At 63.3% G+C, this 19,347-nt stretch carries 21 protein-coding genes; 12 read left to right on the top strand and 9 right to left on the bottom strand.

Features of this window, described 5'->3' with window-relative positions; all coding sequences use genetic code 11:
* Nucleotides 1–5 precede the first annotated feature (5 nt).
* From CLU93_RS24175 to CLU93_RS24150, 6 genes are all read left to right on the top strand, one after another.
* On the top strand, nucleotides 6–872 hold the full coding sequence (locus CLU93_RS24175; protein ID WP_099763656.1) for an alpha/beta hydrolase: 867 nt from the start codon (nucleotides 6–8) through the stop codon (nucleotides 870–872).
* A gap of 94 nt (nucleotides 873–966) precedes the next feature.
* On the top strand, nucleotides 967–1,821 hold the full coding sequence (locus CLU93_RS24170) for an undecaprenyl-diphosphate phosphatase (RefSeq protein WP_099763655.1): 855 nt from the start codon (nucleotides 967–969) through the stop codon (nucleotides 1,819–1,821).
* Nucleotides 1,822–1,879: 58 nt separating this feature from the next.
* The gene (gene mntP / locus CLU93_RS24165; protein ID WP_099763654.1) at nucleotides 1,880–2,449 is read left to right on the top strand and encodes a manganese efflux pump MntP; all 570 of its coding nucleotides are present in this window, start codon (nucleotides 1,880–1,882) and stop codon (nucleotides 2,447–2,449) included.
* Between the two features lie 106 nt (nucleotides 2,450–2,555).
* Nucleotides 2,556–2,762 carry a hypothetical protein gene (locus tag CLU93_RS24160; protein WP_096235588.1) on the top strand — a complete coding sequence of 69 codons (207 nt, stop codon included), beginning with the start codon at nucleotides 2,556–2,558 and terminating at the stop codon, nucleotides 2,760–2,762.
* Between the two features lie 232 nt (nucleotides 2,763–2,994).
* Entirely contained in the window at nucleotides 2,995–3,300 is a 306-nt protein-coding gene (locus CLU93_RS24155) for a hypothetical protein (RefSeq protein WP_099763653.1), read from the top strand.
* Nucleotides 3,301–3,373: 73 nt separating this feature from the next.
* Nucleotides 3,374–3,619, top strand: a complete 246-nt coding sequence (locus tag CLU93_RS24150; RefSeq protein ID WP_099763652.1) for a hypothetical protein — start codon at nucleotides 3,374–3,376, stop codon at nucleotides 3,617–3,619.
* A 13-nt stretch (nucleotides 3,620–3,632) separates the two neighbouring features.
* On the opposite strand, the gene CLU93_RS24145 is transcribed toward CLU93_RS24150, so the two are convergent.
* Entirely contained in the window at nucleotides 3,633–3,854 is a 222-nt protein-coding gene (locus tag CLU93_RS24145; RefSeq protein WP_096235591.1) for a hypothetical protein, read from the bottom strand.
* A gap of 142 nt (nucleotides 3,855–3,996) precedes the next feature.
* Between CLU93_RS24145 and CLU93_RS24140 the strand changes: the two genes are divergently transcribed.
* A complete protein-coding gene (locus tag CLU93_RS24140; RefSeq protein ID WP_099764583.1) occupies nucleotides 3,997–4,704 on the top strand; it encodes an SOS response-associated peptidase in 708 nt (235 codons plus the stop codon).
* 5 nt (nucleotides 4,705–4,709) lie between these two features.
* On the opposite strand, the gene CLU93_RS24135 is transcribed toward CLU93_RS24140, so the two are convergent.
* From CLU93_RS24135 to queE, 8 genes are all read right to left on the bottom strand, one after another.
* Nucleotides 4,710–5,852: a DUF418 domain-containing protein gene (locus CLU93_RS24135; RefSeq protein ID WP_257225079.1), complete on the bottom strand. Its 1,143-nt coding sequence runs from the start codon at nucleotides 5,850–5,852 to the stop codon at nucleotides 4,710–4,712.
* Nucleotides 5,853–5,893: 41 nt separating this feature from the next.
* The gene (gene ldcA, locus CLU93_RS24130; protein ID WP_099763650.1) at nucleotides 5,894–6,811 is read right to left on the bottom strand and encodes a muramoyltetrapeptide carboxypeptidase; all 918 of its coding nucleotides are present in this window, start codon (nucleotides 6,809–6,811) and stop codon (nucleotides 5,894–5,896) included.
* A gap of 43 nt (nucleotides 6,812–6,854) precedes the next feature.
* Nucleotides 6,855–7,772, bottom strand: coding sequence for an alpha/beta fold hydrolase (locus CLU93_RS24125; protein ID WP_099763649.1), 918 nt, complete (start codon nucleotides 7,770–7,772; stop codon nucleotides 6,855–6,857).
* A gap of 152 nt (nucleotides 7,773–7,924) precedes the next feature.
* Entirely contained in the window at nucleotides 7,925–9,079 is a 1,155-nt protein-coding gene (locus CLU93_RS24120; RefSeq protein ID WP_099763648.1) for a hemin-degrading factor, read from the bottom strand.
* Nucleotides 9,080–9,140: 61 nt separating this feature from the next.
* Nucleotides 9,141–11,495 carry a TonB-dependent hemoglobin/transferrin/lactoferrin family receptor gene (locus CLU93_RS24115; protein ID WP_099763647.1) on the bottom strand — a complete coding sequence of 785 codons (2,355 nt, stop codon included), beginning with the start codon at nucleotides 11,493–11,495 and terminating at the stop codon, nucleotides 9,141–9,143.
* Nucleotides 11,496–11,683: 188 nt separating this feature from the next.
* On the bottom strand, nucleotides 11,684–12,196 hold the full coding sequence (gene tadA / locus CLU93_RS24110) for a tRNA adenosine(34) deaminase TadA (protein WP_099763646.1): 513 nt from the start codon (nucleotides 12,194–12,196) through the stop codon (nucleotides 11,684–11,686).
* A complete protein-coding gene (queD, locus tag CLU93_RS24105; protein WP_035819191.1) occupies nucleotides 12,189–12,635 on the bottom strand; it encodes a 6-carboxytetrahydropterin synthase QueD in 447 nt (148 codons plus the stop codon). Before queD ends, tadA begins: the two co-directional genes overlap by 8 nt.
* A 9-nt stretch (nucleotides 12,636–12,644) precedes the next feature.
* Nucleotides 12,645–13,280, bottom strand: a complete 636-nt coding sequence (gene queE / locus CLU93_RS24100; RefSeq protein ID WP_099763645.1) for a 7-carboxy-7-deazaguanine synthase — start codon at nucleotides 13,278–13,280, stop codon at nucleotides 12,645–12,647.
* A 289-nt stretch (nucleotides 13,281–13,569) separates the two neighbouring features.
* On the opposite strand from queE, the gene CLU93_RS24095 reads away from it, so the two are divergent.
* The 5 genes from CLU93_RS24095 (at nucleotide 13,570) to CLU93_RS24075 (ending at nucleotide 19,199) form a co-directional block, all read left to right on the top strand.
* Complete coding sequence (locus CLU93_RS24095) at nucleotides 13,570–14,472, top strand: sensor histidine kinase (protein WP_099763644.1); 903 nt, start codon at nucleotides 13,570–13,572, stop codon at nucleotides 14,470–14,472.
* A 93-nt stretch (nucleotides 14,473–14,565) separates the two neighbouring features.
* Nucleotides 14,566–15,552 (top strand): sensor domain-containing diguanylate cyclase, encoded by a 987-nt coding sequence (locus CLU93_RS24090; RefSeq protein WP_257225078.1) that lies wholly within the window; start codon nucleotides 14,566–14,568, stop codon nucleotides 15,550–15,552.
* A 70-nt stretch (nucleotides 15,553–15,622) separates the two neighbouring features.
* Nucleotides 15,623–15,910 (top strand): type II toxin-antitoxin system Phd/YefM family antitoxin, encoded by a 288-nt coding sequence (locus CLU93_RS24085; RefSeq protein ID WP_096235600.1) that lies wholly within the window; start codon nucleotides 15,623–15,625, stop codon nucleotides 15,908–15,910.
* A gap of 1 nt (nucleotide 15,911) precedes the next feature.
* Nucleotides 15,912–16,244, top strand: a complete 333-nt coding sequence (locus tag CLU93_RS24080) for a type II toxin-antitoxin system RelE/ParE family toxin (protein ID WP_099763643.1) — start codon at nucleotides 15,912–15,914, stop codon at nucleotides 16,242–16,244.
* Nucleotides 16,245–16,337: 93 nt separating this feature from the next.
* Nucleotides 16,338–19,199, top strand: coding sequence for a M16 family metallopeptidase (locus CLU93_RS24075; protein WP_099763642.1), 2,862 nt, complete (start codon nucleotides 16,338–16,340; stop codon nucleotides 19,197–19,199).
* Nucleotides 19,200–19,347: the final 148 nt, after the last annotated feature.

The raw sequence follows: 19,347 nt of genomic DNA, 5'->3' as shown, positions 1-19,347 counted from the left end.
AAAACATGCGCCGCTCTTGCCTTGCCCTGCACCTCACCGCCGCCCTGCTGCTGTCCAGCCCCTTCCACCTCGCCCATGCCACGCCCGCCGCTACGGCTACTTCCAGCGCGGCCACCCCGCTGGTCATCGGCGAAAGTTTCAGTATCGATTCGCAGGCGCTGCAGGAACAGCGCCATATTAATGTCTACCAGGCGCGCGCCTGGGATACGCCGCCCGATGCGCCGCTGCCCGTGCTGTACATGCCGGACGGCGGAGTGGCGGAAGATTTTTTGCACGTGGCGGGCTTGCTGCAAGTGTCGGTAGCGAATGGCACGATGCGCCCCTTCATGCTGGTCGGCATGCAAAACACGCAGCGCCGGCGCGACTTGACGGGCCCGACGGACAATGCCGAAGACCGCAAGATCGCCCCCGTGGTGGGCGGCTCGCCAGCCTACCGGGCCTTCATCCGCGATGAACTGATGCCGGAAGTCAGACGGCGCTACCGCACGACAGGCGAAACGGCCATCGTTGGCGAATCGCTGGCGGGCCTGTTCGTGGTGGAAACGTATCTGCTGGAACCGCAGATGTTCGACCATTACCTGGCGTTCGACCCCAGCCTGTGGTGGAACCATGGCGCCCTGCCGCGCCAGGCGGCAACCCTGCTGGCCAAGGGCAAGCCGGGCAAGCGCAGCCTGTACCTGGCGTCCAGCAGCGAAGCGGGCATCGCCGTCGAAGTGCAGCGCCTGTCCCAGGTGCTGGAAAAACAGGCGCCGCCGGGCTTGCAATGGCATCTGGAAAAAATGCCGGAAGAAACCCATGGCACCATCTACCATCCGGCCGCCTTGAAAGCGTTCCGCGCCGTGCTCAAGCCACAGTTGCCGGTCAGCCAATAAAACATGGACAAACTGTAATCTGGCGCGGGGCGTGCCCGCCGCCACTGGCGGGTAAAATCGGCGGCCCATCTTCCCCCGCCCAAGTCCCGTCCCCATGAGTTTTCTGCAATTATTGATTCTTTCCATCGTCCAGGGCTTCGCCGAACTGCTGCCCGTGTCCAGCTCCGCCCACGTCATCATGGCGGAAAAATGGATGGGCCTGGACCCCACATCGCCCGAGCTGACCATGCTGCTGGTGATGCTGCACACCGGCACCATGTTCGCCGTCATCGTGTATTTTGGGGCATCCTGGCGCGCCACGTATTTCAGTTCGACCAGCGCCTTGCGCAGCAATGTGCTGCTGCTCGCGGCCGCCACGGCGCTGACGGGCATCGTCGGCTTCGGCTTGCTGAAAGCGATTACGCACGTCATGAACAAGGATGCGCCCGGCTTTGAAATCGAGCACCTGTTCGGCAACGCGAAACTGATGGCCGCCGCGCTGGCCGCCGCTGGCGTGCTGATCATCGTGTCGTCGCGCCTGCAAGCGCGCCAGCATGGCACCTTGTCCATCGGCAAGGCCATGCTGATGGGCGCCGTGCAAGGCCTGTGCCTGCCCTTCCGGGGTTTTTCCCGCTCGGGCGCCACCATTTCGGCAGGTATCGCCATGGGCGTGCCGCAACGCCGCGCGGAAGAATTCAGCTTTGCCCTGGCCGTGGTGCTGACGCCGGCCGTGCTGGCCAAGGAAGGCTGGCGCTTTTACCAGGCCGTGGCAAATGGCAGCCTGGACCATCTGGAACACGGCAACAGCCTGCTGCACCTGCTCGGTCCCAGCCTGCTGGGCATGCTGCTCTCGTTCCTGGCCGGCTTGCTGGCCCTGCGCTGGCTGTCGCGCTGGCTGGAACAGGGGCGCTGGCATTTCTTTGGCGCGTATTGCCTGCTGGCCTCCTTGGTGGTGCTGTACCTGGGGTAAAATCGCCGGGTTTCCAGTTTATACACACATCCCAGCCAGGTTTTACAGAAAGCCAACGATGAATTTCGCCGCCACCGCCGCCCTCTCCCTTGCCATGTCCACCGATGCCTTCGCGGCCGCCGTGGGCAAGGGCGCCGCCCTGCACAAGCCGCAATGGCGCGAGGCGCTGCGCACGGGCCTGATCTTTGGCGTCATCGAAGCCATCACGCCCATCATCGGCTGGGCCCTGGGCAGCGTGGCCGCGCCCTACGTGGAAGCGTGGGACCACTGGATCGCCTTCAGCCTGCTGGGCATCATCGGCCTGTTGATGATACGCAATGCCCTGTCCGACGCCGACGAGGACGAAGCGCCGGCCCAGTCGCACTCGTTCTGGGTGCTGGCCGTCACGGGCCTGGCCACCAGCATCGACGCCATGGTGGTGGGCGCGGGCCTGGCCTTGCTGGGCGCCAACATCGTCGTCACGGCCGCCGCCATCGGCTTTTCCACCTTCGTCATGGTGACCCTGGGCGTGATGCTGGGCCGCGTGCTGGGCACGGTGGCGGGCCGGCGCGCCGAACTGGTGGGCGGCCTGGTGCTGATCATCATCGGCTGCGTGATTTTATACGAGCATATCGGCCATCCGGCCTGACGATGGGCCGACCAAAGTGCGCGCACGCCACAGCCGCCGGCGTGGCCGGCGGCGCGCTTTGTGCTACATTGAATGCTCTGCATTCCTGTCTCGCAAGGTGAACACCATGGAAACTCTGGAGCTGCTTTTTGCCGCGCTGGTGCGCGAAACGGCCGTGTCGATCCGCGACCACCATGTCCCCTTTGCCATCAAGCACGACGAGCGCGCGTATTTCGAGTGGATGGACGGGCACCCGATCAATGGTTATGTCCAGGAAGCGTATCGGGAAATCGAAGAAACGGCCCAGCAGATCCGCGCCATTCGCGCGGGGTGATGACGGCTGCCGCAAGCTACTGCGCGGGGGGCTTTGCGGCCTGCGATGCTCACCGTACTCATGTACGGTTGCGCTTATTAGCCGCACATCCCCTCCGCTGGCTACGCTTGCAGCAAGCGTCGATACATTCGTTAAGCTCTTCAGTGAACGTATTGACTTAGATCAAACACTCAGCTAACCCAATCGAATTGATGGTCCAAAGCCGGGACAATCAGGTCTGGAGGCGGGAGACATGGATCAGCAACAAAAGCACCAGATCAGAGGTTATGAATTTCATGTGACGGGGGCGCTGGAGAAGGATGGCCGCTATCGGGGCATGATTTTGATCAGCAAGCGCGGCGATACACAGCAGGTGTATGCCAAGCCCGTACTGATAGAAACGCCCAGCAGCTTCAAGTCCGCGCATGCGGCCTTGATCGAGGCATCGGCGTACGCCCAGGAACTTATCTATAACGGCGCCATCAAGGCGTTGCTGCCGGCCGATGCGCCGGCGGAGAACAGGCAGGCGCCGCAGCCGCCGGATTGCGTCGGCAACTGACGCTGGCACGCCCATCCGCTCACCGAGGGCGGCGCGTATAATGACGCGCTTTCCCGCATGAAAACTCAACACCATGGAACTTGTGAATCTACCGCTGGTCTTCCTGATCGGCTGCGCGCTGATTGCCTTGCTGGCCAAGAAGAATGGCTACTCGTGGTACCTGTTTTTCTTTGCCATCGCCGTGCCGCCGCCGCTGTTACTGCTGGCCTTGCCGCATGTTCTGGGCGCGCAGGCCGCTTCGCTGACCTCCGTGCGTCTGGGCACGGCCCTGCTGTTCCCGTGCGCAGGCCTGCTGCTGGCCTTGCGGCGCCAACGCTGACGCGGCGCGCAGCTCAACGTGCCTGCATGCCATCGGCCAGGCGCCAGCCGACGGACAGCGCCAGTTGCTGCGCCTCTTTTTCATTGCTGCAATCGTCGTAGTCGCAGGTATCCGCATACGCGCCGCGCGCCTGGTTCTGGCTGACATACGAGCCGACCCACCGGCCATCGCGGCGCTGGCAAGCCGTGGCGCTGATGGTAAAACCTTTGTGGATGGTGGGATTTTCAAACGACATAATTCCTCCGATGCAAGAAGCGTCAGCCACCTGACTCGCTTCCACTGTGCGCCATATGCCGTCCGCAGTCTGTACGCTGGCCCACACCCACACACGCGTGCCATGGCGCGCGCGCGCCATGGCGATCAGGTATGATTTCACCATGTGTGGACGATTCGATCAAAATGACACGGCGCGCGTGCTGGCGTCGTCCTTCGGCTGGACCGACGTGGTGTTCGACAGCGAGGCCGAACCGCACCTGAACGTCTCGCCCGGCACCTACCGGCCCGTGCTGCATATCGAGGACGGCGTGCGCCGGGTCGACGATGTGTTCTGGGGTTACCGTCCTGCCTGGGCCGCACAGGCCGTGCCCGCGCCCGGCAAGAAGAAAATCCCCATCGCCATCAATGCGCGCCTGGAAAAACTCGCTGGCGCCTACTGGAAACCCTTGCTGCGCGCTGGGCGCGGCATCGTCTGCGTGTCCGGCTGGTATGAATGGACGGGAGAAAAAGGCACGAAGCAGCCGTGGCATATCCACCGCCGCGACCGCACGCCCCTGTTCCTGCTGGCCCTGGCCCAGTTCGGCCCCTACAAGCACAACCGCGAAGAAGCGGGTTTCGTGCTGGTGACGGCCGACAGCCTCGGTGGCATGGTCGACATCCACGACCGCCGCCCCGTGGCCGTCGGCCTGGAAGACGCGCAGCGCTGGCTGGCCCCCGAGCTTCCCCCCGAGCAAGCACTGCACCTGGCGCGCAGCTGCATGCTCGACGTGGAACTGTTCGAATGGCATGCCGTCGACAACCCGCTCGTGCCCTCTGCCAAACCTAAGGCAGCCTCACCGCCTCCGGTGCAAGGCGCGTTTGACTGGTGAACGGATTAAGGCAGGCGCGCCAGGCGACGCCACAGCGCTTCCATGGGACCCTGCCTGAAATGGCGCAGCCAGTAGCGGCTGAGTACCACCTGCCCCGCCATGATCGCTAGCGCCAGGCCCAGCATCTCGGCCGGACGCAAACGCGCGCCCCAGCCCATGCCCGGCCCCTGCAACAGCCAGGTGCCGATCACGGATTGCAGCAAATAATTGCTCAGCGCCATGCGTCCCACGGGCGCCAGCCAGGCGCCCAGCCAGCGCAGCATGAAGGGACCGGCCAGCATCAGCGAGGCCACGTAGCCGGCTGCCAGCACGGGGCCGCCGGCGAACAGGCCCACTTCGAACAGGGCCGCGTCCAGCACGGTTTGATACGGATCAGCAACCTCCCACGCGATGGCGCCCGCCGCCAGCAGGTTGAATGGCAAGCCCAGGCCCAGCCCTACGGCGCACACGCGCCGCCACAGCCGCTGGTGGCGCCGCGGCTGCGTCAGCCAGCCGCAGCGCACGGACAAGATGCCCAGCAAAAACAGCACGATGATATGCGGCAGCATGACGATGGCATACAGCAGCGAGACGAGAAAATCGTTGGCGCGCAGCCTGGCCACATCCCACGCGCCGCCTTGCGTGTAGGTGGCGTAACGCTCCGCAAAACTGTGCAGGTCGCGCGCGATGTCCGGCGCACCGCCCTGCTGGCCCACGGGAATCAAGAGGCACATGAACAGCAGGAAGCCGGCCGCCACCAGCCAGGCGCGGTTGCGCACGCGGCTGAGCCTGGCCGACGCCAGCGGCAGGACCAGCATGCCGGCCACCGCATACGAGGTCAGCACGTCGCCGCTCCAGATGAGGAAACCGTGCAACAGGCCAAACACCAGCAGCCAGCGCAGGCGGCGCCGGTAGGCCGCTTGCGCCTGCTCCCAGCTGCCCAGCTGGCGCTGCAGGGAACGTGTCTGCAAGGCAAAGCCGGCGCCAAACAGAAACGCAAAGATGGGATAGAACTTGAATTGCGCCAGCGCCGCGACCAAAAAAATGACCAGCTGGTCCAGCACGGGCGGCTGCGCCGGCAAGGTGCCGTAACGCAAGGAAAGCGTGCCCCAGGCAAAGCCCCAGATATTCACCAGCAAGATGCCAAACACGGCGCTGCCGCGCAGCACGTCGAGCTGCAGCAGCCTGCCGGGCTTGGCGCTCAGTGAGTTCAGGGCCGCGCCAGAGTCGGGTAATCGGTGACCTGCAGGCTGAAGCCGGACGCATCCGATTGCAGGCGCGCCTGGCCGCCGAACGGCAAGGTGACACGGCGGCGGATGTGGCCGAATTCCAGCCCCGTCAGCACGGGCACGGGCAAGCGCTGGCGCACATACGCCAGCATCGCATCGAAATCGTAGCCCTTGTCCATGGGACTCAGTTTATAGCTGGAAAAATCACCGAGCACGATCGCGTTCTGGCGCTGGAGCACACCCGCGTACAGCAATTGCAGCAGCATGCGCTCGACCCGGTACGGGTGTTCGTTGACGTCTTCCAGGAACAAAATGCCGCCATCGATTTCCGGGAAATATGGCGTGCCCAGCAAGTGAACCAGCATGGCCAGGTTGCCGCCCCACAAGGTGCCCACCGCGTCGACCTGCGGATTGCCAGCAGACACGCCCGTGACCATGTGCGTGGGTCCCGCCAGGCATGACCACAGCTGGTCGAGCGTAAACTGTTCCGTTTCATCGCGCGTAAAATCGTCGCAGAGCATGGGGCCGGCAAAGCTGGCGCGGCCCGTCTTGGCCAGCAAGCCCATGTGGAAGGCCGTGAAGTCGCTGTAGCCGACAAACAGTTTGCGGCTGGCCGCCATGGTGCTAAAGTCGATGTCGGGCAGGATGCGGCTGAGGCCGTAGCTGCCGCGCAAGGCGAGCACCACCTGCACGTCCGGGTCGGCCGCTGCCGCGTTCAGCTGCGCCAGCCGGCCCGCATCCGTGCCGCCGAATCGCTGGAAGGTGTGCTCGGGGTCGTAGTAATTGTGGACGGTGGCGCCTTGCGCCTGCAAGCGGGCGATGCCGCGCGCCACGGCCGCGTCATCGGGCGCGCAACCGCCCGGCGCCACGATGGCGATGCCAATCTCAGGTGTTTTCAAAATGCCCGTGCCTTCAAAAATGGTCGGCGCGCCAAGTAACTTTTCAAGCTGGCTGGGAGCGCATCTGGGGCACCATCTTACCTTGCAGATGCACATCGATCAAGGCGAGCAGGCGCTCGATCAGCTGGGGCGGCATGTCGTGTCCCATGCCTTCGATCACTTCCAGCCGGGCGCCCGAAATCAGCGCCGCCGTATCGATGCCGCAGGCGACAGGGATCAAGGGGTCGGCCGCGCCATGGATCACCAGCGCCGGACAGCTGATGCTTGGCAACAGCGCCGTGCGTTCGCCCGAGGCGGCAATCGCCACCATTTGCCGCGCCACGCCGTCGGGGCAACTGCCCCGCTGCAGCGCCGCGTCGATGCGCTGGTACAGCAGTCTTTCCGAGACGGGATAGGCGGGGCTGCCGATGACGCGCACGGTGGCCGCCATGTGCGCCATCAGTTCGGCGCGGCTGGCATTGCGTTTCGGACGTTGCAATAACGCATTGCGCGCCGCCCGCGTGGGGCCGGGCAAGCCGCGCCGGCCGCTGCTCGACATGATGGAAGTCAGGCTGAGCACCTGCTGCGGCGCACGCGCCGCCATCACTTGCGCGATCATGCCGCCCATCGACACGCCGATCACATGCGCCTGAGCAATACGCAGGGCCGTCAGCAAGCCCAGCGCATCGTCCGCCATGTCATTCAGGGTGTAGGAAGTTTTCAGGGGCCAGCCGATGAGGTTTTTCACGTAGGCCAGCGGCAGATACGGTTTACCCGCGAGCGCCATCTTGCTCGACAGGCCGCTGTCGCGGTTGTCGAAACGCACAACCCGAAAACCTTGCTCGACGATGCCTTCGACGAAGTCCGCCGGCCAGGCGATCAGTTGCATGCCCAGGCCCATGACCAGCAGCACGCACGGATCGTTGGGGTCGCCGTGGCTTTCATAAGCTATGTTGAGGCCGTTCGCCATGATGGTTGCCATGATTGCCTCTCTTCAGGAACCAGCACGCAGGCACGATCGCTGCGGCCTTGGACTCAGCATACCACTATTGTGCTTCAGACATGAGACCGGCACGCGGCACCCAAACTGAAGTGTTGCCGCGCCGGTACGGCGCGCGGCAACGGTGCCGCTACTTACTTGGCCTTAGGCAAGGAATCGGCCAGATCCACCCACGCTTGCGGCTGCGGTTTGCCCCGTTCGCGCACGCCGAAGAAGGAGACCACTTGCGTGCCATCGTTGTCGAAGAACTCGACCGAGGTGACGCCGCCGCGCTTGACGACCCAGCCGCTGCGCAGGGCCGTGTCGCGGATGTGCAAATTAAAATCCGGGTCCAGCACGTTGAAGAAGCCGCCGGCGGCCATGGTTTTTTCGATCTTGCCGCTGTAGATCTGCGTCAAGCCGTCATTGCCCAGGAACACCATGATGGCGACCTTGTCCTTGGCCGCGTTTTCCAGCAGGGTGCGCAGCGCTTGCGGCGTCACGCGCTCGACCACGCCGGCCGGCGCCAGGCGCAGCGCCTGTTCGCGCGTCAGATGGAATTCGCGCATGATTTGCGCAAATTGGTGTACGTCCGTCATGTCTTTCCAGGCCAGCTGGAATTCCTTGACATCGATTTCACTGTCCGGCTTTTCCGCCGCCTTTGGCGCCACGGCCAGCACGTTCAATTCCGCGCTTTGCTGGGGCAGGCGGAAAGTTGCCACCAATTTATCGTAGACGGCCACGCCCGGCTCGTTGCGCAGGTAGATTTTGTGCACGGCCGTGCCGTTGGCGTCAAAAAATTGCAGGCTGCGCGTGGGCTTGCCGTCGCGGCCCGCTTGCTCCACAGCAAATGCATATTTCCAGTTTTCAAAGTGGAAACGCAGGTCGATCTGGCCGCCCAGATAGCCGCCAGCGATATTGCGCTGGCGCGCTTGCGTTTCCGGGTCCTTGGTGTCGGCCTGCTCGGACTTGTCGCCCGCCTGCTTGAACTTGCTGGCGACGCCCGTCGTTTCGATGACGCCGTTTTCATTGCGCGTGATCGCTTGCACCAGGCCCAGGTCCAGCGCGGCGCGCATGATTTCGCGCGGCTGGTTGCCGTCGGCCTGCAGGCGCGTGACGCCCTTGCCGATGTTGGTTGCCAGCAATTGCGCTTCCGACGCGCCCAGCGCGCGCGCCGCGTCGCGGATCTGCAGCTTCGGCTGTTCGGTGCGCAAGGTGGACCAGCGTTCCGCCAGGGTGGCTGGGGCCGCGCTTGCGTTTGCAATCAGCAGGCTGCCTAGCAGGGATAGAACGAGTTTGGATAACTTCATAGAGAGACCATTCAATCAAACATGGAAAAAAAGAGGGGCACGTACCCCTCCCCGGTAAAAATCAATAGTTGACGCTGAGGCTGGCGGCGACGTTGCGGCCCGGCTTGGCGTAGCGCTCGATCTCGGCGCGATTGGCGGCCGTGGTGCCGGCAGACAGGCTGCGCGCGGCGGCGTAATCCCAGTACTTGCGGTCCGTCAAGTTGTACACGCCGACGATGATTTTCGCGTTCTTGTGCACGTTCCAGTAGGTCGACAAGTCAAAGATCGTGTACGACGGCACCTTGAAGCGCGGCGCGGTCGTGCCCGTCAGCAAGTCGTTCGGCGCCTGTTTGTCGCCCGCATGCACGGCCGTCAGGGCCAGGCCGAACAGCTCGTTTGCATGGTCGTAGCCGACGCTCAGCGCCGTCTTGGCGGGCGCCACCGAGGCCAGGCCGCCGCTATCGCCCGTCAGGGTATTGAAGGAGCGGCCCTTGGCCACGCCCGTCGCCAGGTCAACGTGGTAACCCTGCATGGCTGGCGCCCAGGCGCCCAGCTCCGCGCGCAGGGTCAGCTCGGCGCCCCAGGTGCGCGCATTGCCGATGTTTTCCGGACGGTACAAGCCCTGGGTGATGGTGGGGTAGTTCACCGGGTCATCTTCCTGCATCACATACTCGATCATGCCCTTGTATTCCGTCTGGTAGACGGAGGCGTGCATGCTCAAGCCCTTGACGACGTCGCCCTTCAAGCCCAGCTCGTAGGCCTTGCTGGTTTCCTTGCGTAAATTGGCATTGCCCAGGATGGCATAGCCATTCGTGCTCGTGTAGCTGAAGGAATCGTAGGTGCCCGTGCGCTCGACTGGCGTCGGCAAGCGCGTGCCGCGGGTAACGGTGGCATAAGCATTGATTTGCGGCAGTACTTCCACGGACAGGCTCAGGCTCGGCGTGAAATAGCTGTCGCTTTCCTTGCGCACTTCCTTGGCCGCATTCGGCACGGCAGTCACATAGTTTTGCAGGTTTTTCGGCGCATTCTTGTGGTAGTCGGCGCGCAAGCCCGGCGTCAGGACCGCCTTCTTGCCGGCCACATTGAAACTGTAGTCGTCGCGCACATACAGCGCCAGCTTGGTGCTGTCCATGTCGGCCATGCGGTTCTTGCGCGTGATCTGGTGCGCGCCCGTGGCGACCGCCGTACGGTCCTCCATCCAGGGACGGCGCGATTTTCCCTGCTCCAGCTGCACGCCATACAGCAGTGCGTTGTCGGCGTTGAGCTGCTTGAACGCTTCCGAGGTCAGGCCGATGCTGTCATTCTTGAAGCTGGTGTCGATGGCGCGCTGGAAGTTGCCGCGGTAGATATAGCGTCCCTTGCTCTTGTCGTCGATCTTCGCGTTCTGCAGATACACTTTCGAGGTCAGGCGGTCGAACAGGGCGAAATCCTTCAGCGCCACATCGTGGCCCAGGCTGACGCGGGTACGCTTGGTGGTAGAGTCCTGCTGCACGCCGTCCGGGTACATGGCGCTGACTTTACTGTTGAGATCACGCTTGTTCTTGCGTTCGAACATGTCGACCGTCAAGTCCAGCTTTTGTTCGCCCGGCAAGGCCCATACCAGCTTGGACAGCAAGGCGTTCGAATGCCAGTCGTCCGGGTTGACGGGCGCGCTGCCACGGCTATCGAGCTGCTCGCCATCACGGTGCACGTACACGGCCAGGCCTTGCAGATTGGTACCGATCCTGGCGGCACCCGTCAGGGTGTGCGCATTGCTGCGGTCGGCGGTCGCGCGGCCGTATTTATAGGCGACATAATGATCTTGCCCCTCGCCCAGGTAATCCTCGGGCGACTTGGTGATGAAAGCCACGCCGCCGCCCAGGCCTGGATTGGCGCCGCTGGCGGCCGTCGTACCCGAATCGATGCGCACTTCGCGGAACGTTTCAGGATCGAAATAATCGCGGCCCGTGCCGAAGGCATTGAGGGCCATGCCATCTGGCTTCGGCGCCGCATCCGGCAGGGAAATGCCATCAACATCCAGGCTGACGCGGTTGCCTTCCAGGCCACGGATGTTGTAGCCGGTGTTGCCCGCGCCATCCCAGATGCCGCCGCCACCCGAGGCCGCCATTGGCGTACTGATCAACGGCTGATAGCGCACGACACCGGCCATGTCCGTCACGTTGCGACGCTCCAGGTCGTCCGCCGTGACGACCGTCCTGGTGCCGGCGCGGCGTTCATAGTCTTGCTTGGCGTTGACGACGATTTCCGGAAACACGGGCAGCTTGGCCGGCTCCTGCGCCGCCGTGCCCGCGTTGATGGCGGCATTTTGCGCGCAAACCGGCAGCAGCGGTGCGGCGAACAGGCCCAGCAAGGCGGCACGCAGCACCAGGTTGTGGCGGCGGGCAAGAACGGGAGATACGACGGGCGCAGCGGAGCGCTGCAGAAGCACTGTAGTCATGATGATCCGGTCGAAGAGTAAAGGCTGGCTCTTGAACCCGGATCGATAACGATGCGCAAGGGAAGTTTGCTGGCGAAAACAATACTGTAACACGAATCATTCTCATTTGAGAGTGACGAAGTGGTCTAGACAGATGTTATTTCGCAACAGTTGTAAAAATGCCAGCCGGGAGGGCTGGCAAGACCAGGCTAACAGGCCGGCGGATTGGCCAGTTTGCGCGCTTCCGACTGCGCGCGGCGGCGCTCGACAAAGAAACGCTTGAGGAAGGCACCGCACTCGTCGGCCAGCACACCGCCGACGATCGCCGTCTGGTGATTCAGCGCCGGCTGCTCGAACAGATTCAGCACGGAACCGCAGGCGCCCGTCTTCGGGTCGCCCGCGCCATACACCACGCGCGCCAGGCGCGCATGCAGCATGGCGCCCGAGCACATCACGCACGGTTCCAGGGTCACGTACAGTTCGCAGCCGGGCAAGCGGTAGTTGCCCAGCTTTTCAGCGGCCGCGCGCAAGGCCATCACTTCCGCGTGTGCCGTGGGGTCGTGACGGCCGATGGGCTGGTTGTAGCCCACGGCGATGACTTCGCCATCCTTGACGACGACGGCGCCGACGGGCACTTCACCCAGGTCCCACGCGTGCTGGGCCTGCTCCAGGGCCAGCTGCATGTAGCGCGCGTCCTGCGCGCTATCCCGCACTTCAGTCATCGGTCACTTCTGCCCAGCAATTCGGCGTTTCATGCAGCACCAGTTTATGCAGGTGCAAGCCGGTGCCGAAGTGGTCGGTAAACGCCGCTTTCAGGATCTCGAAGGCGATGCGCGCCAGGTTTTCCACGGTCGGGATGCGGTCGATGACGACGGTTTTATGGTCGGGCAGGCTGGCCAGGAAGTCGCGCACGGCCGTATCCTTTTCATACACGAGGAAGGCGTGGTCCCAGACATCGACCAGGTGCTGCTTGGCCAGGGTTTTCACGTCGGAAAAGTCCATGATCATGCCGTTGTCGGAATTGCCTTCCGCTTCGATGACCTTGCCGACCAGCGTGATTTCCACCGTGTAGCGGTGGCCGTGCAGGTTGCGGCACTGGCTTTTGTGGTCGGGAATGCGGTGGCCCGCGTCGAATTCGAGCTTGCGTGTGATAGTCAGCATATTGTTTTGTTAAGGGATTTGCAGGAGTTTATGGGTTTGCAGGCTCAGCTTCCACTTCGGGTTGCTTTTGCACGTCTCGATGGCCAGTTGCATGTTGTGCGCGGCCAGGGGGCCGTCCATCGCCTGCACGAAGAAGTTCTCGAAGTCCAATTGTTCGTAGCCGGCCAGGTCTTGCTGGAACTGGGGAATGACCACCTTGATTTCATTGCCTTTGTGTACGACCAGTGTCGAACCCATCTTCGGGCTGACGCAGATCCAGTCCACGCCGGGCGGCACGGGCAAGGTGCCGTTGGTTTCGATGGCGATGGTAAAACCCACCGCATGCATGGCGTCGATCAGGGCCGTGTCCAGTTGCAGCAGCGGCTCGCCGCCCGTAAATACCACGTATTTGCTCGGCGCGTAGCTGGCCGGCCACAGGCTGTCGATCAGCGCGGCCAGTTCCTCGGGCGTCTTGAACTTGCCGCCCAGTTCGCCATCGGTGCCGACGAAATCCGTGTCGCAGAACTGGCACACGGCCGTGGCGCGGTCGCTTTCGCGGCCCGTCCACAGGTTGCAGCCGGAAAAGCGGCAAAACACGGCTGGACGGCCCGCGTGCGCACCTTCGCCCTGCAGGGTATAAAAAATCTCTTTGATGCTATAAGTCACTGTATTTCCTAAGAGCTGGCTGGCGTCATCGCGCAAGGCGATCGCAGCGATGCCCGCGCACAGCGCCGGAACCGCAAATGCCGATTGACAACCCTCTATTATATGCCGCCGCGATACTTCCCGTGCAAATGCCGTGGCCGCCACCTGGCGCCGCGGTGCCAGCGGGCAAGAAAGCCACAGGGGCAGGCATAACTGCGCAGCTTTTGCGTTTAGACAATATAAATAACCCAAAGTTAATATATTTTCTGTAAGAACATTGCCTTCTGGAAAACATTTAGGGAGCAAGGACATGCTGCAACGCTGGATACGCCTGCCGTACCGCCTGAGCATTCTGGCCTGCCTGACGGCCGCCGCACTCGCCGCCTTGCACGCCGGATACGCGGCCGGGACGATGCCGCAAGCCAGCCGCCCCTCCCCTCTGCTGATGGTCTGCGCCCTCCTGCTCGTTGCGCTGGCGCTGCTGCTGTGGCGCCAGCACCGGCTGTTCCAGCGCCAGCGGGCGCTGGAACAGCTGCGCGCCGACGCCGAGCAGACGCGCCTGTCCAGCGCGCAGCGCAAGGCGCGCGAACAGGAACGCCTGCGCATCGGGCGCGATATCCACGACGACCTGGGCCAGCATTTGCTAACCCTGAAAATCGACCTGTCCATGCTGCAGGCCAGCACGCATGGCGCGACGCCCCAGCTGGCGCGGCAGCTGGCCGTGATGGCGCGCAATGTCGACCTCAGCATCGCGGCGCTGCGCCGCGTCATCCGCGACCTGCGCCCGCCCGCCCTCGATGCCGGCTTGCAAGCGGCGTGCGACGGCTTGCTGGAAGACTTCCAGCGCAGCACGGGCATCGATTGCAGCTGCGATTACCGGCTCGACGCGGCCGCCGGCAGCGCGCACGGCCCCCTGCTCTACCACGCGCTGCAGGAAGCGCTGGCCAATATCGCCCGCCATGCGCGCGCCACGCATGTCCAGCTGTGCCTGCAACAAACGGGCGACACCCTCGCCTGCCGCATCAGCGACGACGGCGTCGGACTGACCGGTTCGCCGCCGCGCCTCGGTTGCGGCCTGTCCGGCATGCATGAGCGCGTGGCCGCCGCCGGCGGCAGCCTGCACATCGCCAGCCACAGCGGCGCCGGCACCACCTTGCACCTGTCGCTGCCCCTGCCAGGCTGCCGCCACGATGAAGCAATAGCCCATCACTGAGAATATTGCTCTACATCAACACCATCGCTACTCCACGCTGCATCATGGCCAAGGAACCAGCTCCCCCCATTCACGCCCAGGAAGGATGCATTCATGCCGGATAGTCACGCACATGCCAGCGTATCGCCGTATGGCGAAGCCCAGGGTTTCGCCGTCAAGATGATGGAATTGCTGGTGGTGCCCACCTTTGTCCTCGATGTGCATGGGCGGGTGATGATCTGGAACCGCGCCTGCGAGCAGCTGACGGGCGTGCCGGCGGCCGAAGTACTGGGCACGTGCGAGCCGGGCCGCTGCTTTTACAACGACGAGCGCCCCACCCTGGCCGACCTGCTGCTGGCCGGACGCGGCGGCGACATGCGCGCACTGCATGCACAGCAGCAATACCGCAGCAGCACGGGCAGCAATCTGTGTGCGGAAAACTGGTGCGACATGCCGCGCACGGGGCGGCGCCGCTACCTGGCCGTCGATGCCAGTCCCATCTATGGCAATCACGGCGAACTGATCGCCGTGGTGGAAACCCTGCGCGACATGACGGAGGAAAAACGTGCGCAGGTGGAACTGCAACGCCTGGCCACGCGCGATGGCTTGACGGGGCTGGGGAACCGGCGCTGCTTCGACGACACCATCCTGGCCGAATGGCAGCGCGCCCAGCGGCAGGGCCAGCCCCTGTCGCTGCTCATGGTCGATGTCGATAATTTCAAGGAATACAACGACAGCCACGGCCACCAGGGCGGCGACCTGTGCCTGCGCAAGGTGGCCGGCGCCGTGGCCAGCGAAATGCGCACGAACGACCTGGTGGCCCGCTATGGCGGCGAAGAATTTGCCGTCATCCTGCCGAACCAGTCGCTCAAGGGCGCGGCCATCGTGGCCGAACGCATCCGCCAGCGCGTGGAGCGGCTGCAACTACCGCGCAAGCGCTCCGACGGTGCCTGCGTCACCGTCAGCATCGGCGCCGCCACGGCCCTGCCCGGCCCCGGTACGCAACCGGGGCAGCTGATCCACACGGCCGATTGCGCCCTGTACCGCGCCAAGCACCTGGGCCGCAACCGCATCAGCCTGCCGGAAACCACGCTCACGTAAGCAACGAGGAGGCACGACCAAATTTGGTGTATATTTGGTCCTGTCGCAATTTATCTCATTCGGAGCCGCCATGAACCTCAAGGAACGCATCAAGCCGATCTCCTATCTCAAGGCCAATACGACCGAGATCGTCAACAGCTTTGACGCGGGCCAGGATGAGCCCATCATCATTACGCAAAATGGCGAGGCGAAGATGGTCGTGCTGTCGATGCACGCCTACCAGGAAGGCAAACGGCAGGCGCAGCAGATGCAGGAGCAGCATGCGTTCATGAAGCTGATCGCCATGGGCAACCAGGACATCGCGCGCGGCGACGTGGTGTCCGAAGAAGACTTCCTGGCCAGCCTCGACCAGGCTTGAGATGGCGCGCCTCGTCGTGCTGAAAAGCGCCGCAGCCGATTTCAGGGAATTGCGCAGCGACTTCCAGGCGCGCCATGCGGCAGCGCAATGCGAGCAGTTCACCTCGGACTTTCGCCAACTCTTTGCCGATCTGAAGACCTATCCCGACAGCGGCGCGCCCATCGAAGCGGCCCGCGACCTCGGCCTGGACGTGCGGCAGCGCCTGTGCCACGACATCCGCGTCGTGTACCACCATGATCGTGCGCACGGCATCGTGTATATCCGCATGTTCCTGCCGACCCGGCGCGACTTCCTCAGCCATCTGACGGCACGCATCCTGCGGCCCGACTTTTAATCTCGCCCCTATGCACGGCGGCATGAATATTCTATGCTGCGGCGTTGCACTTTCATAACATCCAAAAAAGAAGGAGCCCCCGTGTCAAGAATCATGTCCAATGTATTACCTGCTTTCGCCCTGGCGCTGTCGGCCATGGCCGCGTCGAACCTGGGCGCCGCGCCCGTCAAACCGGCAGCGGCCCACAGCGCCGCCAGCAAGGCCGATCTGCTGCCATTCAAGGCCACCGAAAAAACCCTGGCCAATGGACTAAAAATCATCATCGTGCCGACCGGTTTTCCGAACCTGGTCTCGCTGCAGATTCCCGTGCAGACGGGCTCGCGCAATGAAGTCGAGCCGGGCAAGTCCGGTTTCGCGCATTTTTTTGAACACATGATGTTCCGCGGCACCAAGGCGTATCCGCCCGAAAAATACCAGGAAGTCATCACCCGCGCCGGCGCGCGCCAGAACGCGTATACCAGCGACGACCTGACCAATTACCACACGACGTTTGCCAAGCAAGACCTGGAAACCGTGCTGAAGGTGGAGGCGGACCGCTTCCAGCACCTCGACTACGCGGAAGACGCGTTCAAGACGGAATCGCGGGCCGTGCTGGGCGAATACAACAAGAACAGCGCCAATCCCGTCTCGAAACTGTTCGAAGTGATGCGCGACAGCGCCTACACCACGCATACCTACAAACACACGACGATGGGGTTTATCCAGGACATCGAAGACATGCCGAACCAGTACGCGTATTCGAAGCTCTTCTTCGACCGCTGGTACCGTCCCGAGCGCACCACCATCATCATCGCCGGCGACGTCGAGCCGCAGCAAGCCATCGCGCTGGTGGAAAAGTACTGGAGCAGCTGGCAGCGTGGCAAGCAGCAGGCGGCCGTGCCCGTGGAGCCCGCACCGCATGGCCCCGTCTACAAGCACGTGGCCTGGCCCACGCCGACCCTGCCATGGGTGGCCGTGGGTTTCCACGCGCCCGCGTTTTCCGTGAAGGACAAGGACCAGGCCGCGCTGGCAACGTTGCTGTCGCTGTCGTTCGGCCGCACTTCGCCGCTGTATAAACGTTTGGTGCAAAACGAACAAAAGGTCGACCAGTTGTTCGAGATGACGCCGGACCGGGTCGACCCGACGCTGGCCGTGCTGGGCGCACGCGTGAAAAACATCGATGACGCCGTCTACGTGCGCGACGCAATATTGGCCACCGTGGCGCAGCTGCGCGACACGCCCGTGAGCGAAAAAGACCTGGCGGACGCCAAGTCGGCCGAAAAATATGGATTGATCCGCTCGCTCGACAACACGGAGCAGATCGCCGGCACCCTGGCGTCCTTCGTGCATTTTGACCGTTCCTACGCCACCATCAACCAGTACTACCGCCTGATCGACACGCTCACGCCGGCCGACCTGCAGGCGGCCGCGCGCAAATACCTGACGGACGACGGCCTGGTGGTGACGACCCTGTCGCACCAGCCAATGGCGGCCGCCATCGCCACCACGCCAAAACTGGCCAGCCTGCTGCCGGCCGCCTCGAACGCGAAGTTCGACGTGCTGGTGCAAAAGTCCGCGCTGCCGCAAATCCGCTACAAGCTGCTGTTTACGGCCGGTTCCGCGCAAGACCCCAAAGGCAAGGAAGGCCTGGCCGCGCTGACGGCCGCCATGGTGGCGTCCGGTGGCTCGTCCGAGCGCAAGATCGACGAGGTCAACCAGGCCCTGTTCCCGCTGGCCGGCAGTTTCAGCCAGCAGACGGACAAGGAAATGACGACGTTTACGGGCTCCATCCACCGCGATAACTGGACGCAGTTCAACGCCATCGCCCTGCCCCTGCTGCTCTCGCCCGGTTTCCGCGAAGACGACTTCCGCCGCCTGAAGGATGCGCAAAAGAACGCGCTGCTGCTGGACCTGAAGGACAATAACGAAGAGGAATTCGCCAAGGAACGCTTGCAAACGAATGTATATGCAGGCACGCCGTATGGCCACCCGGTGCTGGGCACGGTGGCCGGCATCGATGCCATCACCCTCGACGACGTGAAACAGTTCTGGAAGAGCGCGTATGCGCAAGGCGCCGTCAAGGTGGGTATTTCCGGCGATGTATCCGACGCCATGACGGCGACACTGACACAGGCACTCGGCAAACTGCCGGCCGGCCCAGGCTTGCCGGCCACCGTCAAACCCGCGGGCCGCAAGGCACAGGGCCTGGAAGTGGAAATCATCGAGAAAAACACGCGCGCCACGGCCATTTCCTTCGGCTTGCCTTTGGAAGTGACGCGCACGCACCCGGACTTCCCCGCCCTGTGGCTGGCGAAAACCTGGCTGGGCGAACACCGCGCCTCGAATTCCTACCTGTACCAGCGCATCCGTGAAATCCGCGGCATGAACTATGGCGATTACGCGTACATTGAAGCCTTCCCGCGCGGCATGGTCCAGTTCTTCCCGAACCCGAACCTGGGCCGCAAGGCGCAGCTGTTCGAGATCTGGATCCGTCCCGTGGCGCCGGACAACGCCCACTTCGCCCTGCGCGTGGCCCTGACGGAATTGGGCAAGCTCATCGACAACGGCCTCACGCAGGACGATTTCGCCACCACGCGCGATTACCTGATGAAGAACGTCTTCGTCATGACCTCGACGCAAGACCAGCAACTCGGTTATGCGCTCGATTCGCAATGGTATGGCACGCCGGAATTTACCAAGCTGATGCGTGATGGCCTGTCGAAACTGACGGTGCTTGACGTCAACCGCGCCATCAAACAGCATTTGTCGGCAAAGAACCTGTCCGTGGTGATCGTCGCCAAGGATGCGGCCGGCCTGAAGGAAAAGCTCGTCAGCGACGCGTTTTCGCCCATCAAGTACGACGGCAACAAGCCGCAGTCGCTGCTCGATGAGGACAAGGTCATCGGCGCGATGAAGCTGGGCATCAAGCCGGAAGCTGTCACCGTGACGCCGGCGGCGCAGGCGTTCGCCAGGTAAGTTTGTGCCAGATCAAGCTCATCCGACGCAGCTTGCCGGATGAGCTTGATCTGTTCTTCGGCGCGGCCAAACCCGCCTTCAGGCAGCAAATCCCGGCCTTGGTCGCAAAGTATCATCTTGGCAATCTGGTTATCTGCATACTGTTTTT

The organism is Janthinobacterium sp. 35 (assembly GCF_002754575.1).
GTDB classification, from domain to species: domain Bacteria; phylum Pseudomonadota; class Gammaproteobacteria; order Burkholderiales; family Burkholderiaceae_D; genus Janthinobacterium; species Janthinobacterium tructae.
The sequence above is the reverse complement of the archived record's forward strand: the minus strand, read 5'-3'. Positions and strand labels throughout refer to the sequence as shown.

Excerpts from the sequence above, each read along its gene's own strand:
- CLU93_RS24080 (WP_099763643.1), top strand. The coding sequence starts at position 15,912 with ATGGCGCGCCTCGTCGTGCTGAAAAGCGCCGCAGCCGATTTCAGGGAA.
- CLU93_RS24125 (WP_099763649.1), bottom strand. The coding sequence starts at position 7,772 with ATGGCAACCATCATGGCGAACGGCCTCAACATAGCTTATGAAAGCCAC.
- CLU93_RS24150 (WP_099763652.1), top strand. The coding sequence starts at position 3,374 with ATGGAACTTGTGAATCTACCGCTGGTCTTCCTGATCGGCTGCGCGCTG.
- queD (WP_035819191.1), bottom strand. The coding sequence starts at position 12,635 with ATGCTGACTATCACACGCAAGCTCGAATTCGACGCGGGCCACCGCATT.
- CLU93_RS24075 (WP_099763642.1), top strand. The coding sequence starts at position 16,338 with ATGTCCAATGTATTACCTGCTTTCGCCCTGGCGCTGTCGGCCATGGCC.
- CLU93_RS24160 (WP_096235588.1), top strand. The coding sequence starts at position 2,556 with ATGGAAACTCTGGAGCTGCTTTTTGCCGCGCTGGTGCGCGAAACGGCC.
- CLU93_RS24120 (WP_099763648.1), bottom strand. The coding sequence starts at position 9,079 with ATGAAGTTATCCAAACTCGTTCTATCCCTGCTAGGCAGCCTGCTGATT.
- CLU93_RS24175 (WP_099763656.1), top strand. The coding sequence starts at position 6 with ATGCGCCGCTCTTGCCTTGCCCTGCACCTCACCGCCGCCCTGCTGCTG.
- CLU93_RS24085 (WP_096235600.1), top strand. The coding sequence starts at position 15,623 with ATGAACCTCAAGGAACGCATCAAGCCGATCTCCTATCTCAAGGCCAAT.
- CLU93_RS24140 (WP_099764583.1), top strand. The coding sequence starts at position 3,997 with ATGTGTGGACGATTCGATCAAAATGACACGGCGCGCGTGCTGGCGTCG.
- CLU93_RS24090 (WP_257225078.1), top strand. The coding sequence starts at position 14,566 with ATGCCGGATAGTCACGCACATGCCAGCGTATCGCCGTATGGCGAAGCC.
- CLU93_RS24155 (WP_099763653.1), top strand. The coding sequence starts at position 2,995 with ATGGATCAGCAACAAAAGCACCAGATCAGAGGTTATGAATTTCATGTG.
- tadA (WP_099763646.1), bottom strand. The coding sequence starts at position 12,196 with ATGACTGAAGTGCGGGATAGCGCGCAGGACGCGCGCTACATGCAGCTG.
- CLU93_RS24170 (WP_099763655.1), top strand. The coding sequence starts at position 967 with ATGAGTTTTCTGCAATTATTGATTCTTTCCATCGTCCAGGGCTTCGCC.
- CLU93_RS24145 (WP_096235591.1), bottom strand. The coding sequence starts at position 3,854 with ATGTCGTTTGAAAATCCCACCATCCACAAAGGTTTTACCATCAGCGCC.
- CLU93_RS24115 (WP_099763647.1), bottom strand. The coding sequence starts at position 11,495 with ATGACTACAGTGCTTCTGCAGCGCTCCGCTGCGCCCGTCGTATCTCCC.
- mntP (WP_099763654.1), top strand. The coding sequence starts at position 1,880 with ATGAATTTCGCCGCCACCGCCGCCCTCTCCCTTGCCATGTCCACCGAT.
- CLU93_RS24095 (WP_099763644.1), top strand. The coding sequence starts at position 13,570 with ATGCTGCAACGCTGGATACGCCTGCCGTACCGCCTGAGCATTCTGGCC.